Origin of the sequence: Enterobacter sp. 50793107, from assembly GCF_001463365.1 — a bacterium.
Classification (GTDB): Bacteria; Pseudomonadota; Gammaproteobacteria; order Enterobacterales; family Enterobacteriaceae; genus Enterobacter; species Enterobacter cloacae.
In genome coordinates, this window is sequence record NZ_LNII01000089.1 from 11637 (window position 1) to 32741 (window position 21105).

General features: G+C 54.9%; 19 protein-coding genes. 6 read left to right on the top strand and 13 right to left on the bottom strand.

Annotated features, from left to right (window positions below; genetic code table 11):
- Window positions 1–9: 9 nt before the first annotated feature.
- A complete protein-coding gene (gene chiP / locus APU11_RS13430; protein WP_038418907.1) occupies window positions 10–1407 on the top strand; it encodes a chitoporin in 1398 nt (465 codons plus the stop codon).
- 44 nt (window positions 1408–1451) lie between these two features.
- Complete coding sequence (gene chiQ, locus APU11_RS13435) at window positions 1452–1781, top strand: ChiQ/YbfN family lipoprotein (protein WP_020684948.1); 330 nt, start codon at window positions 1452–1454, stop codon at window positions 1779–1781.
- Window positions 1782–1886: 105 nt separating this feature from the next.
- On the opposite strand, the gene fur is transcribed toward chiQ, so the two are convergent.
- The 4 genes from fur to ybfF all read right to left on the bottom strand — a co-directional run bounded on the left by fur (window position 1887) and on the right by ybfF (window position 4499).
- On the bottom strand, window positions 1887–2333 hold the full coding sequence (fur, locus tag APU11_RS13440; RefSeq protein WP_010428651.1) for a ferric iron uptake transcriptional regulator: 447 nt from the start codon (window positions 2331–2333) through the stop codon (window positions 1887–1889).
- Window positions 2334–2623: 290 nt separating this feature from the next.
- Entirely contained in the window at window positions 2624–3154 is a 531-nt protein-coding gene (gene fldA / locus APU11_RS13445) for a flavodoxin FldA (RefSeq protein ID WP_008501067.1), read from the bottom strand.
- 155 nt (window positions 3155–3309) lie between these two features.
- Window positions 3310–3597, bottom strand: a complete 288-nt coding sequence (gene ybfE / locus APU11_RS13450) for a LexA regulated protein (protein ID WP_013097563.1) — start codon at window positions 3595–3597, stop codon at window positions 3310–3312.
- Window positions 3598–3725: 128 nt separating this feature from the next.
- Window positions 3726–4499, bottom strand: coding sequence for an esterase (gene ybfF / locus APU11_RS13455; RefSeq protein WP_013097562.1), 774 nt, complete (start codon window positions 4497–4499; stop codon window positions 3726–3728).
- A gap of 183 nt (window positions 4500–4682) precedes the next feature.
- Here ybfF and seqA point away from each other — a divergent pair, with 183 nt between their 5' ends.
- Window positions 4683–5231: a replication initiation negative regulator SeqA gene (gene seqA / locus APU11_RS13460; protein WP_023621116.1), complete on the top strand. Its 549-nt coding sequence runs from the start codon at window positions 4683–4685 to the stop codon at window positions 5229–5231.
- Window positions 5232–5255: 24 nt separating this feature from the next.
- The gene (pgm, locus tag APU11_RS13465; RefSeq protein ID WP_020684950.1) at window positions 5256–6896 is read left to right on the top strand and encodes a phosphoglucomutase (alpha-D-glucose-1,6-bisphosphate-dependent); all 1641 of its coding nucleotides are present in this window, start codon (window positions 5256–5258) and stop codon (window positions 6894–6896) included.
- A gap of 103 nt (window positions 6897–6999) precedes the next feature.
- Here the strand turns inward: pgm and potE are convergent, their stop codons facing one another.
- The 9 genes from potE to kdpF form a co-directional block, all read right to left on the bottom strand.
- Window positions 7000–8313, bottom strand: coding sequence for a putrescine-ornithine antiporter (gene potE / locus APU11_RS13470; RefSeq protein ID WP_058650381.1), 1314 nt, complete (start codon window positions 8311–8313; stop codon window positions 7000–7002).
- The gene (speF, locus tag APU11_RS13475) at window positions 8310–10508 is read right to left on the bottom strand and encodes an ornithine decarboxylase SpeF (RefSeq protein ID WP_058650382.1); all 2199 of its coding nucleotides are present in this window, start codon (window positions 10506–10508) and stop codon (window positions 8310–8312) included. The genes potE and speF overlap by 4 nt, the downstream gene beginning before the upstream one ends.
- Window positions 10509–10765: 257 nt before the next feature.
- Window positions 10766–10870: a leader peptide SpeFL gene (gene speFL, locus APU11_RS27705; RefSeq protein WP_003858645.1), complete on the bottom strand. Its 105-nt coding sequence runs from the start codon at window positions 10868–10870 to the stop codon at window positions 10766–10768.
- A gap of 279 nt (window positions 10871–11149) precedes the next feature.
- Window positions 11150–11827, bottom strand: coding sequence for a two-component system response regulator KdpE (gene kdpE, locus APU11_RS13480; protein WP_013097557.1), 678 nt, complete (start codon window positions 11825–11827; stop codon window positions 11150–11152).
- A complete protein-coding gene (kdpD, locus tag APU11_RS13485) occupies window positions 11824–14511 on the bottom strand; it encodes a two-component system sensor histidine kinase KdpD (RefSeq protein WP_013097556.1) in 2688 nt (895 codons plus the stop codon). The genes kdpE and kdpD overlap by 4 nt, the downstream gene beginning before the upstream one ends.
- Window positions 14512–15087 carry a potassium-transporting ATPase subunit KdpC gene (gene kdpC / locus APU11_RS13490; RefSeq protein ID WP_058650383.1) on the bottom strand — a complete coding sequence of 192 codons (576 nt, stop codon included), beginning with the start codon at window positions 15085–15087 and terminating at the stop codon, window positions 14512–14514. It abuts the gene before it with no gap.
- A gap of 12 nt (window positions 15088–15099) precedes the next feature.
- Window positions 15100–17148: a potassium-transporting ATPase subunit KdpB gene (kdpB, locus tag APU11_RS13495; protein WP_058650384.1), complete on the bottom strand. Its 2049-nt coding sequence runs from the start codon at window positions 17146–17148 to the stop codon at window positions 15100–15102.
- A 17-nt stretch (window positions 17149–17165) separates the two neighbouring features.
- Window positions 17166–18845, bottom strand: coding sequence for a potassium-transporting ATPase subunit KdpA (gene kdpA, locus APU11_RS13500; protein WP_058650385.1), 1680 nt, complete (start codon window positions 18843–18845; stop codon window positions 17166–17168).
- Window positions 18845–18934 carry a K(+)-transporting ATPase subunit F gene (gene kdpF / locus APU11_RS27710; RefSeq protein WP_014069365.1) on the bottom strand — a complete coding sequence of 30 codons (90 nt, stop codon included), beginning with the start codon at window positions 18932–18934 and terminating at the stop codon, window positions 18845–18847. Before kdpF ends, kdpA begins: the two co-directional genes overlap by 1 nt.
- A 309-nt stretch (window positions 18935–19243) precedes the next feature.
- Here kdpF and APU11_RS13510 point away from each other — a divergent pair, with 309 nt between their 5' ends.
- Complete coding sequence (locus APU11_RS13510) at window positions 19244–19450, top strand: YbfA family protein (protein ID WP_013097552.1); 207 nt, start codon at window positions 19244–19246, stop codon at window positions 19448–19450.
- Between the two features lie 235 nt (window positions 19451–19685).
- A complete protein-coding gene (gene phrB / locus APU11_RS13515; protein WP_058650386.1) occupies window positions 19686–21098 on the top strand; it encodes a deoxyribodipyrimidine photo-lyase in 1413 nt (470 codons plus the stop codon).
- Window positions 21099–21105: the final 7 nt, after the last annotated feature.

Below are 21105 nucleotides of genomic sequence, written 5' to 3' on the forward strand. Positions count from 1 at the left end.
GAATAATCTATGCGTACGTTCAGTGGCAAACGTAGTGCGCTGGCGCTGGCTATTGCCGGTGTGACAGCAATGTCAGGCCTGGTGGTGACGCCAGACGCTAAAGCAGCAGGCTTCATCGATGATTCAACCCTCACGGGCGGTATTTATTACTGGCAGCGTGAACGTGATCGTAAAGATGTCACGGAAGATAAATATAAAACGAACCTTTCTCACTCTACCTGGAACGCCAATCTGGATTTCCAGTCTGGTTACGCTGCCGATATGTTCGGCCTGGATATTGCCGCCTTCACGGCAATTGAAATGGCGGAAAATGGTGACAGCGGCCACCCGAACGAAATTGCCTTCTCCTCCAGTAATAAAGCGTATAAAGAAGACTGGTCTGGAGATAAAAGCGGTATCAGCCTGTATAAAGCTGCCGCGAAATTTAAATACGGCCCGGTATGGGCGCGCGGTGGTTATATTCAGCCAACCGGTCAAACCCTGTTAGCACCGCACTGGAGCTTTATGCCAGGTACCTATCAGGGGGCAGAAGCGGGCGCCAATTTTGATTACGGTGACGCAGGTGCGCTGAGCTTCTCGTATATGTGGACTAACGAGTATAAAGCGCCGTGGCATATCGAAATGGACAAGTTCTACCAGAACGATAAAAAAACCAAAGTAGATTATCTTCACTCGCTGGGCGCGAAGTACGACTTTAAAAATGATTTAGTGCTTGAAGCGGCATTTGGTCAGGCGGAAGGTTATATCGATCAGTATTTTGCTAAGGCCAGTTATAAATTTGACATCGCGGGTAGCCCGCTGAGTACCAGCTACCAGTTCTACGGTACGCGAGATAAAGTCAGTGATGGTGGCGTGAATGATATTTATGACGGCACGGCGTGGTTGCAGGCGCTGACCTTCGGCTACAAAGTCGGTCAGGTAGATTTGCGTCTTGAAGGAACGTGGGTAAAAGCGGAAGGGCAGCAGGGCTACTTCCTGCAGCGTATGACCCCAACCTATGCATCTTCAAACGGTCGTCTGGATATCTGGTGGGATAACCGTTCCGACTTTAACGCCGATGGCGAAAAAGCAGTCTTCTTCGGCGCAATGTATGATCTGAAAAACTGGAACCTGCCAGGCTGGGCGGTGGGGGCATCTTACGCCTACGCATGGGATGCGAAGCCTGCTGATATGGCAACGCCAGACGCATACTACGATCCAAACTATCGTCTCAAAGAATCCGCTTACAGCCTGGATGCGATCTACACCCTGCAGGATGGTCGCGCCAAAGGTACTATGTTCAAACTGCACTTTACACAATACGACAACCACTCCGATATCCCGAGCTACGCGGGCGGTTACGGCAACATCTTCCAGGATGAACGCGACGTGAAATTCATGGTTATCGCACCGTTCACCATCTTCTGATGACTCGTCCGGCGGGGTAATTCCCGCCGGACCGGAGACTACATATGAAAAAGATTGTAATCGTCGCGTTGCTGGCATCGGGACTGGTGGCTTGTGCGCAGAATCAGGCCCCGAAAGAGGACTCCCGTCTGAAAGAAGCCTACAGCGCGTGTATCAATACGGCGGAAGGTTCGCCGGAGAAGATAGAAGCCTGTCAGAGCGTGCTGAATGTGCTGAAAAAAGAGAAAGCGCATGAACAGTTCGCAACCCAGGAGAATATTCGCGTAATGGATTACCAGGCCTGTATCCAGGCGCGTAAAACCGGTAACGATCAGGAAGTCGCGAAGCGTTGCGATCAGATCTGGAAAGAGATTCGCAGCAACAACAGCCTTTAACCCGCTGTTATCATGCCCGGTAGCGCTGCGCTGCCGGGCTTTTTTTTGCCAGACAGCAGGCAAAAAAAAGCCAACCTTGCGGCTGGCTCAGAGTATGAAACGTGTTTATTTCGCGTCGTGCGCGTGATCGTCTTCGCGGCAATCGCCTTCAGCGCAGTGACCATACAGGTACAGGCTGTGGTTCGTCAGGCGGATACCGTGACGTGCGGCGATTTCACGCTGGCGGGATTCAATGGAATCATCGCTGAATTCAATGACCTTGCCGCAATCCAGGCAGATCAGGTGATCGTGGTGATGCTGTTGAGTCAGTTCGAATACAGATTTACCGCCTTCGAAATTATGACGGGTGACAATGCCCGCGTCATCAAACTGGTTCAGCACACGATAGACGGTTGCCAGCCCAATCTCTTCGCCCATGTCGATAAGACGCTTATAAAGGTCTTCCGCACTGACATGGTGATTGTCTGGACCCTGAAGCACTTCAAGGATTTTTAACCGAGGAAGCGTAACTTTCAGGCCAGCCTTCTTTAATGCGGTATTGTTGTCAGTCATGCGGAATCTGTCCTGTTGCTAAACGATTCACTTCTGTAGGAAGTGACAGAAATTGCACCCGGGATAATGCGTCTCATTATAGAACTGCCATGGCTAAATGAAAACTGCAAGTCTCAGGTAAAGTATGCTTATAAAAACGTGGTATCACCAACAAACTTGCATTGTGAAAGCCACGTTTTATCAGGGGGTCATTGTACAGGTCTGGGCGAAAAAGTTAAAAGATTGTAGCAATTAATTTAATCGGTTTGACCTAGTTTATGGGCGCAACCACCGTTGCGCCGCAAGAATCATCAGGCGTTAAGAATATCGTCCAGGTGCAGCTCTTCACGGATCTGCTTAACCCATTTTTCAACGCGCTCGGCGGTCAGTTCTGGCTGACGATCTTCGTCAATCGCCAGACCCACGAAGTGATCGTCGTCTGCCAGACCTTTAGACGCTTCGAAGTGATAACCAGCGGTAGGCCAGTGACCTACAATAACGGCACCGTTTGGCTCAATAATGTCGCGGATGGTGCCCAGCGCATCACAGAAGTACTCTGCATAATCTTCCTGGTCGCCGCAGCCAAACAGGGCAACCAGCTTGCCGTTGAAATCCACCTCTTCCAGCGTTGGGAAGAAATCATCCCAGTCACACTGGGCTTCACCGTAATACCAGGTCGGAATACCCAGCAGCAGGATGTCATAGCCTTCGAGATCTTCTTTGCTGCTCTTGGCGATGTCGTGCACATCGGCAACGTCTTTACCGAGCTGTTTCTGAATGTTTTTTGCGATATTTTCGGTATTGCCGGTATCACTGCCGAAGAAAATGCCGATAATTGCCATGAGTAAAATAACCTCTTGATACTTAATGGTATGGTGGCGCAATTTGTCCACGGATAAAGGCAATAATAGCAGAACAGGCAACCCTGCGGAAACAGCTATCGCGCAGGACTGCACTCTGTGCTACATGAAAAGGGTAATAAAGGGATTTTTCGGACTTATGCCTTACTGCGCATGGTCTCGAGTTGGGTGAGTAACATTTCTTCGATCAGCTCGCTGCGGCTGATATTACGCGCGTCAGCCAGTTCGTTTAGCGCATCGACAGCGTCGGCGTTGAGCTTCAGTTCGACACGCTTAAGCCCACGATTTTTATCGCGTTTAAGCTGGTTGCGTTTATTAATACGCAGCTGTTCGTCGCGCGAAAGCGGATTCGTTTTTGGTCGTCCCGGTCGACGCTCATTCGCGAACAGATCTAGTGTCGTACGGTCCGTTTGTTCTTTGGCCATGATTCTGAGACTTCGGGGGAAACACGCCGCCCTGCTAATGCCTGGGCGATAAGCGCGCCATCATACATCACCAAAAACGGCACGCCAACGACTGGAAGCCCGCAGCCTTCCAGTCGCTCTCTTTTTAATCAATTTGCCGTATCAGTCAGATAGCGGCGAATGGCGCGTAAGACGGCGTCTGGTTTTTCCGCATGAACCCAATGTCCGGCGCCAGCTATGACATGAGCGCGTGCCTGCGGGAATTGCGCCAGCAGGGTATCGCGACAGGCGTCGGTAACGTAGGGCGAATTGCCGCCACGAATGAAGAGGGTAGGGTGCGGCCATGCCGGAACGGTTTCCCAACCGACGATGTTATCGTACTGCTCCCACAGCACCGGCACGTTGAACCGCCACTGGCCGTCAACGAACGATTTCAGCAGAAACTGGATAACCCCTTCTTCATCCAGATGCTCACGCATAACGACGGCTGCCTGTTGGCGCGTCGAGACGCCAGCGTTGGTCACCGCGTTGATGGCGGCGAAAATCTCATCATGGCGACGGACGTTGTAATCCACCGGGGCAACATCTATGACCACCAGGCCACTTATTCTTTCTGGTGCCAGAGCCGTCAGTGCCATGACCGCTTTGCCGCCCATTGAATGCCCGATCAACGTCACTTTCTCGAGATTGTTGGCATCCAGCGTATCCAGCAGATCCTGCGCCATGGCCGCATAGGTCATCTCTTCTGAACGCCCGGAAAGGCCATGATTTCGCATATCCACCTGCAAAATATCGTGATCGGTAACCAGATCGCGCGCCAGCACGCCCAGGTTATCCAGGCTGCCAAACAGCCCGTGAACCAGTACGATGGGAGGATTCGTGTTCGGCGATTGTGCAGATTGCGCTCGGGTATTCAATTTCATGGCAAAGTTCTTTTTTTAGGTGTGACAGGTTAGGGTATTATGTTGACCATTCTGCCGCCCGGCTGCAAGGTTCCAGTTTAATCTGACTTTTGCCGCCAACCTGGTTTGACGCTATCCGCTGTTGGGATTTGACTTTATAATCTCAACGACTTGTATTCAGATAAGATATCGCACTGGATTAAGATGAAAACAATCGAAGTTGATGACGAACTCTATCAGTTTATTGCCAGCCAAACGCGGCATATCGGGGAGAGCGCGTCCGACATTTTACGGCGCATGCTTAAAATTTCCGCCGCCTCACCGTCTGCTACCCCAGCCACTAAAGATGTCGTGTCTCAGCCGAGTGTTGTTGCACAAGCAAAACCTGCCGCCGTGCAGGTGAAAGACAAAGTACGTGCGATGCGCGAGCTGCTGCTGTCTGATGAATATGCAGAGCAGAAAAAAGCGGTCAACCGCTTCATGCTGGTGCTGTCTACACTTTATTCACTGGATAACAAGGCGTTTGCTGAAGCGACTGAGTCGCTGCACGGTCGCACGCGCGTCTATTTCGCGGGCGACGAGCAGACGCTGCTGCAAAATGGCAACCAGACCAAACCTAAACATGTCCCTGGCACACCGTACTGGGTCATCACCAATACCAATACGGGCCGCAAGTGCAGCATGGTTGAACACATCATGCAGTCCATGCAGTTCCCGGCGGAATTGATTGAAAAGGTTTGCGGTACAATTTAACCCTTGCATCAGAAGGACCCGGTAATGGCAAATCACAGCCGTGCAGGCCAACCTGCACAACAAAGCGATTTGATTAACGTCGCTCAGCTGACCGCGCAGTATTATGTGCTGAAACCGGTCGTGGGCAACGCAGAACACGCAGTGAAGTTTGGGACATCAGGCCATCGCGGTAGCGCGGCACGCCATAGCTTTAACGAACCGCACATTCTGGCCATTGCTCAGGCCATCGCGGAAGAGCGCGCCAAAAACGGTGTTACCGGTCCGTGCTACGTGGGGAAAGATACTCACGCCCTGTCTGAACCGGCATTCATTTCCGTGCTGGAAGTTCTGGCGGCGAATGGCGTTGATGTAATTGTGCAGGAAAATAACGGTTTCACCCCAACGCCTGCCGTCTCTAACGCTATCCTTGTGCACAACAAAAAAGGTGGCCCACAGGCTGACGGTATCGTTATCACGCCTTCTCACAACCCGCCGGAAGACGGTGGTATCAAATACAACCCACCTAACGGTGGCCCGGCAGATACCAACGTCACCAAAGTGGTGGAAGACCGCGCCAACGCCTTAATGGCCGATGGTCTGAAAGGCGTTAAGCGTATTTCTCTGGATGCGGCCATGGCGTCCGGCCACGTGAAAGAGCAGGATCTGGTGCAGCCGTTCGTGGAAGGGCTGGCGGATATCGTCGATATGGCGGCTATCCAGAAAGCCGGCCTGAAGCTGGGTGTGGATCCGCTGGGCGGCTCCGGTATTGAATACTGGAAACGCATTGCAGAGCATTACAAGCTGGATCTGACCATCGTTAACGATCACGTCGATCAGACCTTCCGCTTTATGCACCTTGATAAAGACGGCGCGATCCGTATGGACTGCTCCTCCGAGTGCGCGATGGCGGGCCTGCTGGCACTGCGTGACAAATTCGATCTGGCCTTCGCCAACGACCCGGATTATGACCGCCACGGTATCGTTACCCCGGCCGGGCTGATGAACCCAAACCACTACCTGGCTGTGGCAATCAACTACCTGTTCCAGCATCGTCCACAGTGGGGCAAAGAGGTGGCTGTAGGTAAAACGCTGGTTTCTTCAGCCATGATCGACCGCGTGGTTGACGCGCTGGGTCGCAAGCTGGTGGAAGTGCCGGTGGGCTTTAAATGGTTTGTTGACGGTCTGCATGACGGCAGCTTCGGCTTTGGTGGTGAAGAGAGCGCGGGGGCATCCTTCCTGCGTTTCGATGGCACACCATGGTCAACCGACAAAGACGGTATAATCATGTGTCTGCTGGCGGCGGAGATCACCGCGGTCACCGGCAAGAACCCGCAGGAACACTACGACGAGCTGGCGGCGCGCTTTGGTGCTCCGAGCTACAACCGTATCCAGGCAAGCGCGACCTCCGCACAGAAAGCTGCCCTGTCTAAACTCTCTCCGGAGATGGTCAGTGCCAGCACGCTGGCCGGAGATCCCATCACGGCACGTCTGACGGCTGCGCCGGGTAACGGTGCCTCTATTGGTGGTCTGAAAGTGATGACCGAAAATGGCTGGTTCGCCGCGCGTCCATCCGGTACGGAAGATGCGTACAAAATCTATTGTGAAAGCTTCCTCGGCGCTGAGCATCGCCAGCAGATTGAGAAAGAAGCGGTAGAGATTGTCAGCGAAGTGCTGAAAAACGCGTAAGTGGTGTTCGGTGCGGGCTGATGCCCTCACCCCGGCCCTCTCCCACAGGGAGAGGGTGAAAACACGAAAAACGGCAACCCCTGGGTTGCCGTTTTGCTTTTACCTAACTATGTTTATTCTTCAATTCAAACCGCGGTGAGACCAGCCCGTACAGCGTCCAGCCCATAAAGGTCACCATCGCACCATAAAGCATCGCCTCCTGGCCGGATGAGTAGAGCGCATAGAAGCTGTAAATCGCCCCAATCAGCGCCACAATATTGGCCACCCGAGCTTTGCGGGGATCAACTTTCGCCACCTTCTGAATGATCACCAGTGCCGCCATCGACAGAATATATGGAATGATATTTGTCACCACCGCCAGGTTGACCAGCACGTTGAACTGGCTGTTCAGGGATGGGCTAATGGTCATCAGCGACAATCCGCTCTGGAAGATGACAATGGCCAGCATGCCCTGCACCGGCGCATCGGCTTTGGTCACGCGGGAGAAGATTTTCGGGAAGTAACCTTCGTCAGCCGAAGATTTAAACACCTGCGCGATGGTGAACTGCCAGCCGAGGAGTGAACCGCAACAGGACATGACCATCAGCCCCATGATCACTTTCCCGACTTCCGGGGCGAACATCTGCGCGAAGGCCAGCCCAAACGGCGCCGTGGAGTTAGCCAAATCCATGTTCGGTACGATACCGGCAATAACGTTAGTGGAGACGATATAGATCACCGCCGCGCCCAGCGTTCCGCCAAGAACGGCAATCGGGACGTTCTTTTCCGGGTTCTCTACCACTTCCGCATTAGCACAGGCAGATTCCAGACCGAGGAAGGCCCATAACGTCATGGCGATAGAGGACCCCACAGCGGAAAAGAACGGCACATGGTGCGGGTTCCAGGAGTTCGCGTACAGGGTCGGACTGAACCAGAACCAGCCGATGATGCACAGCCCGACAACCGGGATAATCACGCCCCAGACGGTGATGCTACTTAACTGACCCGTGATGCGCGCGCCGCCAAAGTTGGCCACGGTGCAGATCCACAGCACGCCGATGGTGGCCAAACCAATTTGCACCGGGCTGAGCGTGGCACCAAACAGCTCCGTACCGTAACCCACGGCGGAGATGGCAATCGCCACGTTGGCGATCAGCAGCGACACGCCGTAGGTGTAGTTAGCCATAAAGTTGCCAGATTTGCCGAAGGCGTATTCGGCGTAGCCGCCCATCCCGCCTGACTTACGGCTGAACATTCCGCATTTGGCAAATGCCCATGCCAGCGCCATGGAGCCGACCGCGGTTACCAGCCAGGAGATAATCGAAATAGTACCCACCTCGGCAAGTTTGGTGGGCAGCATAATAATCCCTGACCCCATCATGTTGACCATGGTGAGGATGGTCAACTGCACCACGCCCATCTTGTTGGACTTACTCATAATTTTTCTCCTTTCAGCAGCGCGGGCTGAGCGGCGGGTTGTTTGATGACGTTACAGCGAACCTGTTTGCGTCCGTCACACTCCTCAACGTACACACCCTGCAGTTCCGGTGCGAAGCCCGGTAAAAGGTTGATACCCTCTTCCAGCGCGGCAAAGTAGCGCAGGACGGAGCCTCCCCAGACTTCACCCGGAACCACGCACAGCACGCCTGGTGGGTAAGGCAAGGCGCCTTCGGCGGCAATGCGGCCTTCCGCATCACGCAGGGAGACCAGTTCAACCTCACCACGCAGATACGCATAGTTTGCGTCCTGCGGGTTCATCATCACGCGAGGGAAGTGAGACTTGCGGAACATCTCTTTTTGCAGCTGTTTCACGTTATGGCGGGCGTACAGTTCATGCATCTCCTGGCATATCTGGCGCAGGGTATAACCGGCGTAGCGTTCCGGGTATTGCTTACAGATAGACGGAAGCACCTCTTTTAATGGCGCATCGGTCTGAAGCAGTTTTTCGAAACGCACCAGCTGTGCCACCAGCTGCTGCAGCTTGCCCATATCTTCTGCAGGGGTCAGCAGGAACAGGATCGAGTTGAGATCGCATTTCTCCGGCACGATGCTGTTTTCACGCAGGAAGTTAGCCAGGATGGTGGCGGGCACGCCGAAATCCTCATACTCGCCGGTACGGGCGTTGATGCCCGGCGTGGTCAACAGCAGTTTGCACGGGTCGATAAAGTATTGATGCTCGGCATACCCTTCAAAAGCGTGCCAGTTTTCACCCGGCACAAAGTGGAAGAAGCGCAGGTTGGTGGCAATTTCAGCCGTGTCCCAGCTTTCCCACGGACGGCCATCTACCAGCTCCGGCACGAACGGGCGAATAAACTGGCAGTTCTCCAGGATCAGCTTGCGTGCTTCAATGCCGGTAACCACGCAGTCCATCCACATATTGCGGCCACTCTGTCCCTCGTGCATGCGGGCGTTGATATCCAGTGCGGCAAACAGGGGGTAGAACGGGCTGGTGGAGGCGTGCATCATAAAGGCGTTATTCAGGCGCTTGTGCGGGACATAGCGCGGTTGGCCTTTAATATGGCGGTCTTTCTTGTGAATTTGCGAGGTCTGCGAAAAACCCGCCTGCTGTTTATGTACCGACTGCGTAACCAGAATCCCCGGATCGTTTTCGTTCAGCTCCAGCAGCAGCGGAGAGCAGTCGGCCATCATCGGAATAAATTGCTCGTAGCCCACCCAGGCAGAATCGAACAGGATGTAGTCGCACAGGTGACCAATTTTATCGACGACCTGCCGGGCGTTATAAATGGTGCCATCGTAGGTGCCCAGCTGGATCACCGCCAGACGGAACGGACGTTCGTCACGCGCACGACCCGGCGCCACTTCCGATACCAGCTCGCGCAGGTAGCTCTCCTCAAAGCAGTGGGCATCAATGCCGCCAATAAAGCCGTACGGGTTGCGCGCAGTTTCCAGATAGACCGGCGTGGCACCCGCCTGAAGCAGGGCTCCGTGGTGGTTGGATTTATGGTTATTACGATCGAACAGCACCAGGTCGCCGGGGGTGAGCAGGGCGTTTAGCACCACTTTGTTGGATGATGAGGTACCGTTCAGCACAAAGTAAGTTTTATCCGCATTAAACACTTTCGCCGCGTGTTGCTGGGCAATGCACGGCGCGCCTTCATGAATCAGCAGATCCCCCATGGCCACGTCGGCGTTGCACAGATCGGAGCGGAAAAGCGTTTCGCCGAAGAAATCGACAAATTGATTACCGGCAGGATGACGACGGAAAAATTGCCCACCCTGATGCCCCGGACAATCGAATGCGCTGTTGCCCTGATTCACGTAGTCGACCAGTGCGCGGAAAAACGGGGGGCGTAGCTGGGTTTCGTACTTCTGCGCAGCCGCTTCCAGTTGACGTCCGTAAAAGTCGTTACTGGTCTCTGAACACTCAAACACACCGTGGATGCGCGATAAATATTCAGCCGGAATGAACTCTTCTTTATGTGTCGCAATAAATACGGGAATACCAAACCCGGTAGCTTCTATTTCTTCCAGAGTGCCACTGGAAATATCGCTCACGGCCAGAACAATGGCGGCGACGTCAATATAATCAGAGGTGCTGACATCTACCAGTTCACGGTGAGTGGTAAAGCAATCAGGGCATGCACGGCTGGCTGCAATTTTTAAACTTTTCATCTTTCTCTCTTTATTTCAGGCAATATTCGTCCCTCGATTTCTCACAAGAAAGAAATCGATAATGTCCGGAAAAAAAAAGCAAAGTGTGGCCGCTGATAAAAAATCAGTAAGTTGCTTTTTAATGAATGAGATTCAGTCCGCCCGGCTGCGGATAAGTCTGAATTAAATTGAATGAACGCACGCCTTCACAGGCAACGGCCTGTAAAATAGAGTTTTTTCAGGTTAACCTGCAAGCGGGTGCGCCAGAAGTCGAAGGACTACCGGGCATTAAAGAGATGGAAGTCAAAGCAGTTTCGGTGGGCAAACATCATGATATGTGTTGTCCGCCTTATATGGGGCATCAAGCGATTATTGTTTTCCATGTTTCATTTTCCTTTCAGTAATTGAAAGCATGGTCATTTTATCCAGGAAAAAGCGATTAACTGTGAATCAGATCACCCTTAACCGATCAAATCAGAAATAATTATTCGTTTTCGATGAATATCGCAGATCAAAACACTGGTTTGTTGATGATGCGTTAACGGATTGTGTTGTTTCTGTTTTGAATGAGCGAAAATAAGCCAAAATTATCGCTTATGGCTTATTTAAACGGAATTATGTGGGTGGGTTTGTTTTTATTGGAAATAAAATTGAATAGTTATTCAAAGCATAAACCGATAACCGATACCGGTTTCAGTTAATAAATGGCGAGGACGTGCGGGGTCGGTTTCAAGTTTCTGGCGCAGGTGGCCCATATATATGCGTAAATAGTGACTATGTTCCACGGCGTTGGGTCCCCACACCTGAGCCAGCAGCTGACGTTGGGTCAGCACCTTACCGTGGTTGTTGAGCAAAACCGCAAGCAGGCGGAACTCTATCGGCGTGAGATGGATCTCCTCTTCACCGCGCACAATACGTCGCGAAGCGAGATCAACGTGCACATCACCGAAAGTGTACGTCGGGTCGGCAGGCGTGGCGGCACCGTGGCGACGCAGCGCCACACGAAGGCGAGCCTGTAACTCACCAATCCCAAAAGGTTTAATAAGATAGTCGTCCGCCCCGGCATCCAGCGCGGCGATTTTATCCGACTCTTCGGTGCGTGCGGAGAGCACCAGAATGGGCATTTGGCTCCACTGGCGCACCTCGCGAATAAAATCGATACCGTCGCCATCCGGCAAACCGAGATCGAGGATCACCAGGTCCGGCTTGCGGGTAGCGGCTTCAATCAACCCACGCTGGAGCGTACCGGCATCATGAACGCGCAGACCGTCACCTTCCAGCGCAGCGCGCAGAAACCGGCTAATGGCGAGTTCATCTTCTACAATCAGGACGTTGATCACAAATCCTCTGGTAATTCATCAAGTTCTGGCGGGGTGTCCAGAGGAAGTGTAACACAAAAACGTGCGCCTCCTTCCGGGCGGTTCTCCGCCGAAATGGTGCCGCCATGGACGTCAATAATGGCCTGGCAGATCGCCAGACCCAGCCCAACCCCCGGAATGGCAGACTCTTTATTGCCCCGTGAGAATTTTTCGAATATCGCTTTTTCCTGCCCGGCAGGAATACCGGGCCCGGTGTCCCAGACGTCGAGCCGCAGGGTGTGATCTTCCACCGAAGCATTCACCCCAATTTGCGCGTGTGCTCCGGCATATTTACCCGCATTTTCCAGCAGATTAATTAACACCCGCTCAAACAGCGGGCCATCAACGTGAATTAATGTCAGGGGATCGGGCATGTTCAGGGCGATATGCCGTCCGCCGAGACCGGGCTCCAGCATTTTCAGCGCGCTTCCTACCACTTCCTCAAGCGTGAGCCACTCTTTTTTGAGGTTGAACCCGCCAGACTGTATCCGCGCCATATCGAGCAGGTTATTCACCAGCCGCGTGGTGTTCAGCACGTGCTGGCGGATCTCGCTGGCCTGCAGGGCGTGTTTTGAACCTTCCGCCGCCAGATCCAGGGTCAGAATTTCCGACTGGCCAAACAGCACGGTGAGAGGCGTGCGAAGATCGTGTGAGAGCGCTGCCAGCAGCGAGTTGCGAATGCTTTCGCGCTCGCTTGCCAGCCGGGCCTGTTCTTCGCTGGCCGTCAGCGCCAGCCGCTCCAGGGCGCTGGCAACCAGCAACGTAAAGGTCTCGAGCAGCCTCTGCTGCTCGGGGATCATCAGCTGGCGCAGATTAGAAGGCTCGACGATGACCAGCCCCTGATTTTTATCCGCACTGCGCAGCGGCAGGATCTGATACGGCACGCCGGGGAGGGTGTCTGTCCCTGCGCCTGCCGGTAACCCTTTATCGAAGCTCCAGCGTGCAATGGCCTCATCCCACGGCGTCATGCCCGTGGCCGACGTCAGCGGGCGCAGCTTACCGTGCTCATCCGGGAGTAAAATCAGGTTGCTGGCGTTAAATGTCGAGCGGATAAACTGCTCGCTGGTCTGGACGATATCCAGCGGCGTGCGGCCTACCGCCAGCGATTTAGACATCTCGTATAAATGTCGGGTGCGCTGTTCGCGATAGCGGGCGATACGCGCCTGATAGCGAACGCCTGCTGTCAGATTCCCGATCACCAGCCCGACGGTGAGCATGACGGCAAACGTGAGGACGTACTGTACATCCGAGACGGCAAGCGTTCCGCGCGGGTCGATAAAGAAGAGATCGAAGCTGATGACGTTAATCACCGTTGCCAGGACTGACGGCCAGCGCCCGTAAAAGAGCGCCACCACCACCACGCCGAGCAGGTAGATCATCACCAGGTTGGCGGCATCAAACGCAATCAGCCACTGGCTGGCAATAAAAGTAATCAGGGCGCAAAGCACGACGGCGATAAGGCAACCGCGAAGCTGGATGCGCCATTTATCGGTGAACGTGCGGCTGTCTGGCGCACGGTTGGGTAACGGCGTGGGTTTGTCGTCCAGCGCCACGACCACCAGATCCAGGTCGGGTGCACGCCGGGCCAGCTTGTCGGCAAACGATTCGCGGCTAAACCAGCGCCGGTGCTGGCGACGGCCAATGACAATTTTGCCCAGGTTGTGCTCACGCGCGTAGCGCAGAATGGCTTTATCTTCCTGCGGATCGGAGAGGGTCGCGGTTTCCGCCCCCAGCTCCTGCGCCAGGCGCAGCGAACTCAGGATCGCGCGACGCTGGTTTTCTGGCAGGGCGTGAAGCTGCGGCGTTTCGACATACACCGCGTGCCAGACGCTGCCGAATTTCGCAGCCAGCCGGGCGGCGGTACGGACAAGCTTTTCATTGCCGCTACCGTGACCAATGCACAGCAGGATGGCATCCCGCGTATGCCAGACGCGTTCCTGTCCTTGCAGATCGCGCCAGGCACGCATCTGGTCATCCACGCGATCGGCGGTGCGGCGCAGTGCCAGTTCGCGCAGGGCGATCAGGTTGCCTTTACGAAAGAAGTGTTCGATGGCGCGTTCGGCCTGGCCTGCAATATAGACTTTCCCTTCATGCAGGCGCTGGCGCAGATCGTCTGGCGGCAGGTCCACCAGCACTACTTCATCAGCGGAGTCAAAGAACGGATCCGGCACCGTTTCGCGCACCTGAATGCCGGTCACGCCGCTGACCACGTCGTTCAGGCTTTCGAGATGCTGAACATTCACCGTAGTGAAGACGTCAATCCCGGCTTCAAGTAACTCTTCTACGTCCTGCCAGCGTTTGGGGTGGCGCGAGCCTGGCGCATTGCTGTGCGCCAGTTCGTCCATCAGAATAAGGGCGGGGCGGCGGGCGAGGGCGGCGTCGAGATCAAACTCCGTCACCAGCCTGCCACGATGGCTGATACGGCGAGGAGGCTGCGTGGCCAGCCCCTTTAACAACGCCGCGGTTTCTTTACGGCCGTGGGTTTCCACCACGCCGATCAGAATATCGAGCCCCTGAGCCCGAAGCCGCTGAGCTTCTGTCAGCATGGCGAAGGTTTTCCCGACGCCCGCGCAGGCACCGAAGAAAATTTTCAGCTTGCCGCGATGGGCTTCAGCTGTCTGTTCCAGCAGCCTGTCAGGATCCGGGCGCAAGGGCTCGTCGGTCATTTAGTTATTCCTTAGCGCGTCCAGCGCCAGATTCAGCTCAACAATATTCACTACCGGCATGCCAATGAAACTGACCAGCGGCTTTTGCGTGTGCGTTGCCACCAGCTGACTGACCTGCTCGACGCTCAGATGACGGGCAGCGGAGACGCGCGGTATCTGCCAGGCCACCGCTTCAGGCGTCAGGCTGTAGTCCAGCCCACTGGCGGAGGCAGTCACCAGTTCCACTGGAATCTCCCGGCTGGCCTGCGGGTTGGCACTGCGCAGGACCGCCACACGCTCAGCGATGGCTTTGTCCAGTTCAGGATTACTGCCCGCCAGGTTGCTCCCGCCGGATGCCATCGGATTATACGGGCTATCGGCGGTAGCGGAAGGGCGTCCCTGAAAGTACCGGGCATCCGTAAAGTTTTGACCAATCAGGCGGGAGCCGCGGTTTTCACCCTGCTGTATGATCAGCGAGCCATTGGCCTGATCCTTGAACCACCACTGGCCCAGCGTGGTGGTCAGCAGCGGGTAAAGCCCACCGGTAATGAGAGACAGCAGAATAAACAGAAGTATAGCGGGACGTAACATCGTCATTTGATTCACCTTTTAAACCAGCCCGAACAGCGTTAACAGCAGGTCGATAGCTTTAATCCCGATAAAGGGCACCAGCAGCCCGCCCAGCCCGTAAATCCACAGGTTACGGCGCAGCATGGCAGCAGCCGTCAGCGGTTTATAGCTCACCCCTTTCAGCGCCAGCGGGATCAGGAAGACAATAATCAGGGCGTTGAAAATCACCGCACTGAGAATGGCCGAAGACGGGGAGTGCAGATGCATCACGTTCAGCGCGTTTAGCTGCGGATAGGTGGCCGCGAACGCCGCGGGAATAATGGCGAAATACTTCGCCACGTCATTGGCGATACTGAACGTGGTTAATGACCCGCGCGTCATCAGCATCTGTTTACCGATATGCACCACTTCAATCAGCTTGGTCGGGTTAGAGTCAAGATCGACCATGTTGCCCGCCTCTTTTGCCGCCTGGGTACCGGAGTTCATCGCCACCGCCACGTCGGCCTGTGCGAGGGCAGGGGCGTCGTTGGTACCGTCACCGGTCATCGCGACCAGACGACCTTCCGCCTGGTACTGACGGATCAACGCCAGCTTGGCTTCCGGTGTGGCTTCCGAGAGGAAATCATCCACGCCCGCTTCTGCGGCAATCGCGGCGGCAGTCAGCCGGTTATCCCCGGTGATCATCACCGTTTTAATCCCCATTTTACGCAACTGGGCGAAACGCTCTTTAATGCCGCCTTTGACGATGTCCTTCAGCGCAATCACCCCCAGCACATTCGCCCCTTCGGCTACGACCAGCGGTGTGGCCCCCTGGCGAGCAACGCTCTCAACCAGATTGTCCACTTCCGGTGGAAAATGGCCGTTGTTGGCTTCAATGTGGCGACGAATGGCATCAACGGAACCTTTACGGATCATGCGCTCCTGAATGTTGATACCGCTCATTCGGGTTTGTGCCGTAAAGGGGACAAAAGTGGCGTGCAGGCTCTGCACATCACGCTGGCGCAGATTAAAGCGCTGTTTCGCCAGAATGACGATGCTGCGGCCTTCCGGCGTTTCATCGGCAAGAGACGAGAGCTGGGCGGCATCGGCCAGCGTTTTTTCATCCACGCCCGGGGCAGGTAAAAACTCGGAGGCCTGGCGGTTGCCGAGGGTGATGGTCCCGGTTTTATCCAGCAGCAGCACATCCACGTCACCGGCGGCCTCTACGGCGCGTCCGCTGGTGGCGATAACGTTCGCGCCCAGCATGCGGCTCATACCCGCCACGCCAATAGCGGAGAGCAGGCCGCCGATGGTGGTTGGGATCAGGCAGACCAGCAGCGCCACCAGCACGGTGATGCTGACCGCGGTGCCCGCGTAGCTGGAGAAGGGCCACAGCGTGGCGGTAGCCAACAGGAAGACGATGGTCAGCGCCACCAGCAGAATGGTGAGGGCAATTTCGTTGGGTGTTTTACGACGCTGCGCGCCCTCAACCATGGCGATCATCCGGTCGAGGAAGGTTTCACCCGGGTTGACGCTGCACTGGATCACCAGCCAGTCGGAGAGAATACGCGTCCCGCCCGTGACCGAGGCGAAGTCACCGCCAGATTCACGAATGACCGGCGCGGATTCCCCGGTAATGGCGCTCTCGTCTACCGAGGCGCCCCCTTCAATGACTTCGCCATCACAGGGGATGATGTCACCGGCTTCCACCAGCACCACATCGCCTTTACGCAGCTCATCTGCCGGCACGTGGTCCATCTGCGCGCCGTATTTTGGCTCACGTAATTTACGTGCGAAGGCGGTCTTTTTTACCCCTTTCAGGCTGTTGGCCTGCGCTTTACTGCGGCCTTCCGCCAGCGCCTCGGCAAAGTTGGCAAACAGCACGGTAAACCACAGCCACAGGCTGATGGCTGCGGTGAACATCGCATTGCCCGGGAGGTGACCCGTTCCCATGGCAATCGCCAGGGCGGTAGTCAGCACGCTGCCTGCCCAGACGATAAACATCACCGGGTTGTGCCACTGTACGCGCGGGCTCAGCTTTTTCACCGCATCCATGAGGGCCTGACGAACTAACGACGGTTCGAACAGGGCCAGTTGTTTACGACTCATGACAATTCTCCGCAAAATCAGCGTAAAGAGAGGGTTTCCGCGACCGGGCCTAACGCGAGGGCGGGGATAAAGGTCAGGGCGCCTACCAGCAACACGGTGCCGGTCAGCAGGCCAATAAACAGCGCACCGTGTGTCGGTAATGTACCGGTGGTGGTCGGTTGGATTTTTTTATTCACCAGCGATCCGGCGATGGCCATCACCGGCACAATCACGCCGAAGCGGCCGACAAACATGCAGAATGCCAGCAGACAGTTCCAGAAAGGCGAGTTGGCACTTAAGCCTGCAAAGGCGCTGCCGTTGTTGTTCGCCGCAGACGAGACGGCGTAGAGCACTTCACTAAAGCCATGGATACCCGGGTTAAAGATGCCGCTGCGGCCGGCTTCGGTCATCAGTGCCAGCGCGGTGCCGAGCAGCACGAGGGCAGGTGTGACCAGAATGGCCAGCGCGGTTAATTTCATTTCCCGGACGTCGATTTTTTTGCCCAGGTATTCCGGGGTACGGCCAATCATCAGACCGGCAATAAACACCGCCAGCAGCACAAACAGCAGCATGCCGTAAAGACCAGAGCCCACGCCGCCAAACACCACTTCGCCAATCTGCATCAGCCACATTGGGATCATGCCACCCAGTGCCGTAAAGGAGTCATGCATGGCGTTAACCGCCCCGCACGAGGCTGCGGTGGTAACCACGGCAAACAAACTGCTGGACAGGATGCCAAAGCGACTCTCTTTCCCTTCCATGTTGATCGCGCTGTCAGCGCCCAGCGTCAGGAAATGCGGATTACCTTTCCATTCCGCCCACATCACCAGCGCGACGCAGACCACGAAGATCAAAGACATGGTCCACAGAAGGGTGCGTCCCTGACGGCGGTCGTTGACCACATCGCCAAAGGCAAAACAGAGCGCGGCGGGGATCAGGAAGATCGCCAGCATTTCGACAAAGTTGGTCAGCGCTGTTGGGTTTTCAAACGGATGCGACGAGTTGGCGTTGAAGAAGCCACCGCCGTTAGTCCCGAGCATCTTAATGGCTTCCTGCGAGGCCACCGGCCCCATAGGCAAAAGCTGTTTTGCCCCTTCCAGAGAGGTATACGGCGCGTAAGGCAGCAGGTTTTGCAGGGTACCTTGCTGAATAAAGAAAAGCGCGATAATGAGGGCAACAGGGAGCAGTATCCACAGCGTGATGCGTGTCAGATCGACCCATGCGTTGCCCAGCGTGCTGATATTTTGACGCGCAAAGGCACGCGTGAGCGCGAAGATCACCGCAATACCGGTAGCAGCAGAGAGGAAGTTTTGCACGGTTAACCCGGCCATCTGGCTAAAGTAGCTCAGCGTGGTTTCCCCGGCATAGGACTGCCAGTTGGTGTTAGTGACAAAGCTGACTGCCGTGTTCAGCGCCAGATGCCAGGACAGACCCGGTAACTGCTGTGGATTGAGCGGTAAGCTCCCCTGCAGCATCAGCATGCTGAAGAGGACGATGAGGCCGACAATATTCAGCAGCAGGAGCGCCATCAGATACTGGCGCCAGTTCATTTCCCCCTCCCGAATGCCCAGAACGCGCCAGATCCCTTTTTCAACGCGACCTGCCACCGGCAGCGCCATGTTGTTAATCATCCTTGCCAGTACTGTTCCCAGCGGTCTTGCCAGCAGGAACAACACCCCTAAAAAACTGGCAATAAGCAAAAACGCCTGAGCAGCCATCAGAATGCCTCCGCATTAATCAGGGCATAAACCAGATAACCCAATAACAGGAATACCAGCACGATGCCGGCAATAAGGCCTGCACTCACAATCCACCTCCGGGTGACATTTGTATTTGTGCTAACGGTAGGATTTATGGCGCAAAGATTTCGCAAAAATCAGGACGAGGGGTGTAAAAAAAGTATAAAAATGGCAAAGCCCACAATTTAACTATTGATAAGTAAATCGTTAACTTTTTTGTAACTTAATTACGGTGTGAATGTAAATTTTGGCTAAACGGCTAAAAATAAGTGGTCGGATGAGTAGTAAAATTACAAACAAAGCGATATTATTTTAGCCAGGTCACAGTTTTTGAATTTTCCGGAGTCAGTTTCCGGCCAACTACAGGGGAGAAAAATATGGATCTTTATAAAGAGTATCCGGCTCATATCGTGTTCATGCGTCGCGCTTTCGCCGTAGTGGCTGGCGTGCTGGCCCTGCCGGTGATGTTGTTCTGGAAAGATCGCGCACGTTTTTACAGCTATCTGCACCGTGTCTGGGCAAAAACCAGCGAGAAGCCGGTATGGATGGATCAGGCCGAAAAAGCGACCTGTGATTTCTACTAATAAAAAGACTACACACAGCAATAAACAAACCGCCTACAGCAATGTGGCGGTTTTTTTGTCTCTCCTGATTTGCGGTCCGTTGGGTGGTTTTCAGGCATATCTTCTTATTCTGAGTCATCAACTGCCACTACCTTATTTCATCCTGTCTACACTTCATGGCAAAGTAGTTCAATGCGTGCCTTTTTCGTTTTACGGCATGCCCTTACGGACATAATGGACAATTGCCTGGAGTTTTATGCCCACCCATCTGGTTTGGTTTCGCGCGGATCTGCGCCTGCATGACAACATCGCCCTGGCGGCAGCCTGTCGCTCTGAACACGCCCGCGTGCTGGCGCTGTTTATCGCTACTCCCGGACAGTGGCAGCAGCATGATATGGCCCCCCGACAAGCCGCTTATCTCTGTTCGCATCTGAATGCCCTGCAACGTTCGCTGGCGGAAAAAGGCATTCCGTTGATTTACAAAGAGGTCAGCGATTTTACCGCTCAGCTCAGCGCGGTACAGGAGGTGTGTCAGCAGAACGACGTTACGTATCTTTTTTACAACTACCAGTACGAATTCAATGAACAGCAGCGCGATCGCGAGCTTGAGCGCATCCTCGGGGATGTAGAGTGTCAGGGATTTGATGACAGCGTCATGCTGGCGCCGGGCAGCGTGATGACCGGCAATCGCGAGATGTATAAGGTCTTTACGCCGTTTAAAAATGCATTTATCAAACGGCTGAAAGAGGCGTTGCCGGAGTGTGTTGCCGCGCCGTCCGCACGAGGGGAGTGTGTAAACGACCTGCCTGAACTGACGTTTGACTATCCGCAACAGGCGTATGACCACTCTTTATTCCCGGCTGATGAAAAAGCGGCAATCGCGCAGCTGCGCCAGTTCTGCAAAACGGGGGCGGCCGCTTACGAGGCACGCCGGGATTTCCCCGCCATTGAAGGTACCAGCCGGTTGTCGGCCTGTTTAGCGCTGGGCGTGCTTTCTCCGCGCCAGTGTTTACACCGTCTTCTGGCAGAGCAGCCCCAGGCGCTGGAGGGGGGCGCTGGCTCGGTATGGCTTAACGAGCTTATCTGGCGCGAATTCTACCGTCATCTGATGACGTATCACCCTGAATTATGTAAACATCGTCCTTTCATTCGCTGGACCGAAAATGTGCAGTGGCAGCAAAACGAGATGCTGCTGCAGGCCTGGCAAAAGGGTGAAACCGGCTACCCGATTGTGGACGCCGCGATGCGCCAGCTGAATGAAACCGGATGGATGCACAACCGCCTGCGGATGATTACCGCCAGCTTCCTGGTGAAAGATCTGCTTATCGACTGGCGTGTCGGGGAGCGGTATTTTATTTCTCAGCTGATCGATGGCGATCTCGCGGCGAATAACGGCGGCTGGCAATGGGCGGCCTCGACCGGAACCGATGCGGCACCTTACTTCCGGATTTTTAATCCCACCACGCAGGGACAAAAATTTGATGCGGACGGGACGTTTATCCGCCACTGGTTGCCTGCGCTGAAAGCGGTTCCCGCTAAGGCGATCCACGACCCGTGGGCATGGGCGGACAAACAGGGCGTAACGCTCGATTATCCTCGTCCGATTGTTGAACATAAACAGGCGCGCGTCGCCACGCTGGCGGCGTACGAAGCGGCCCGCAAAGCGTAAGAGAGTC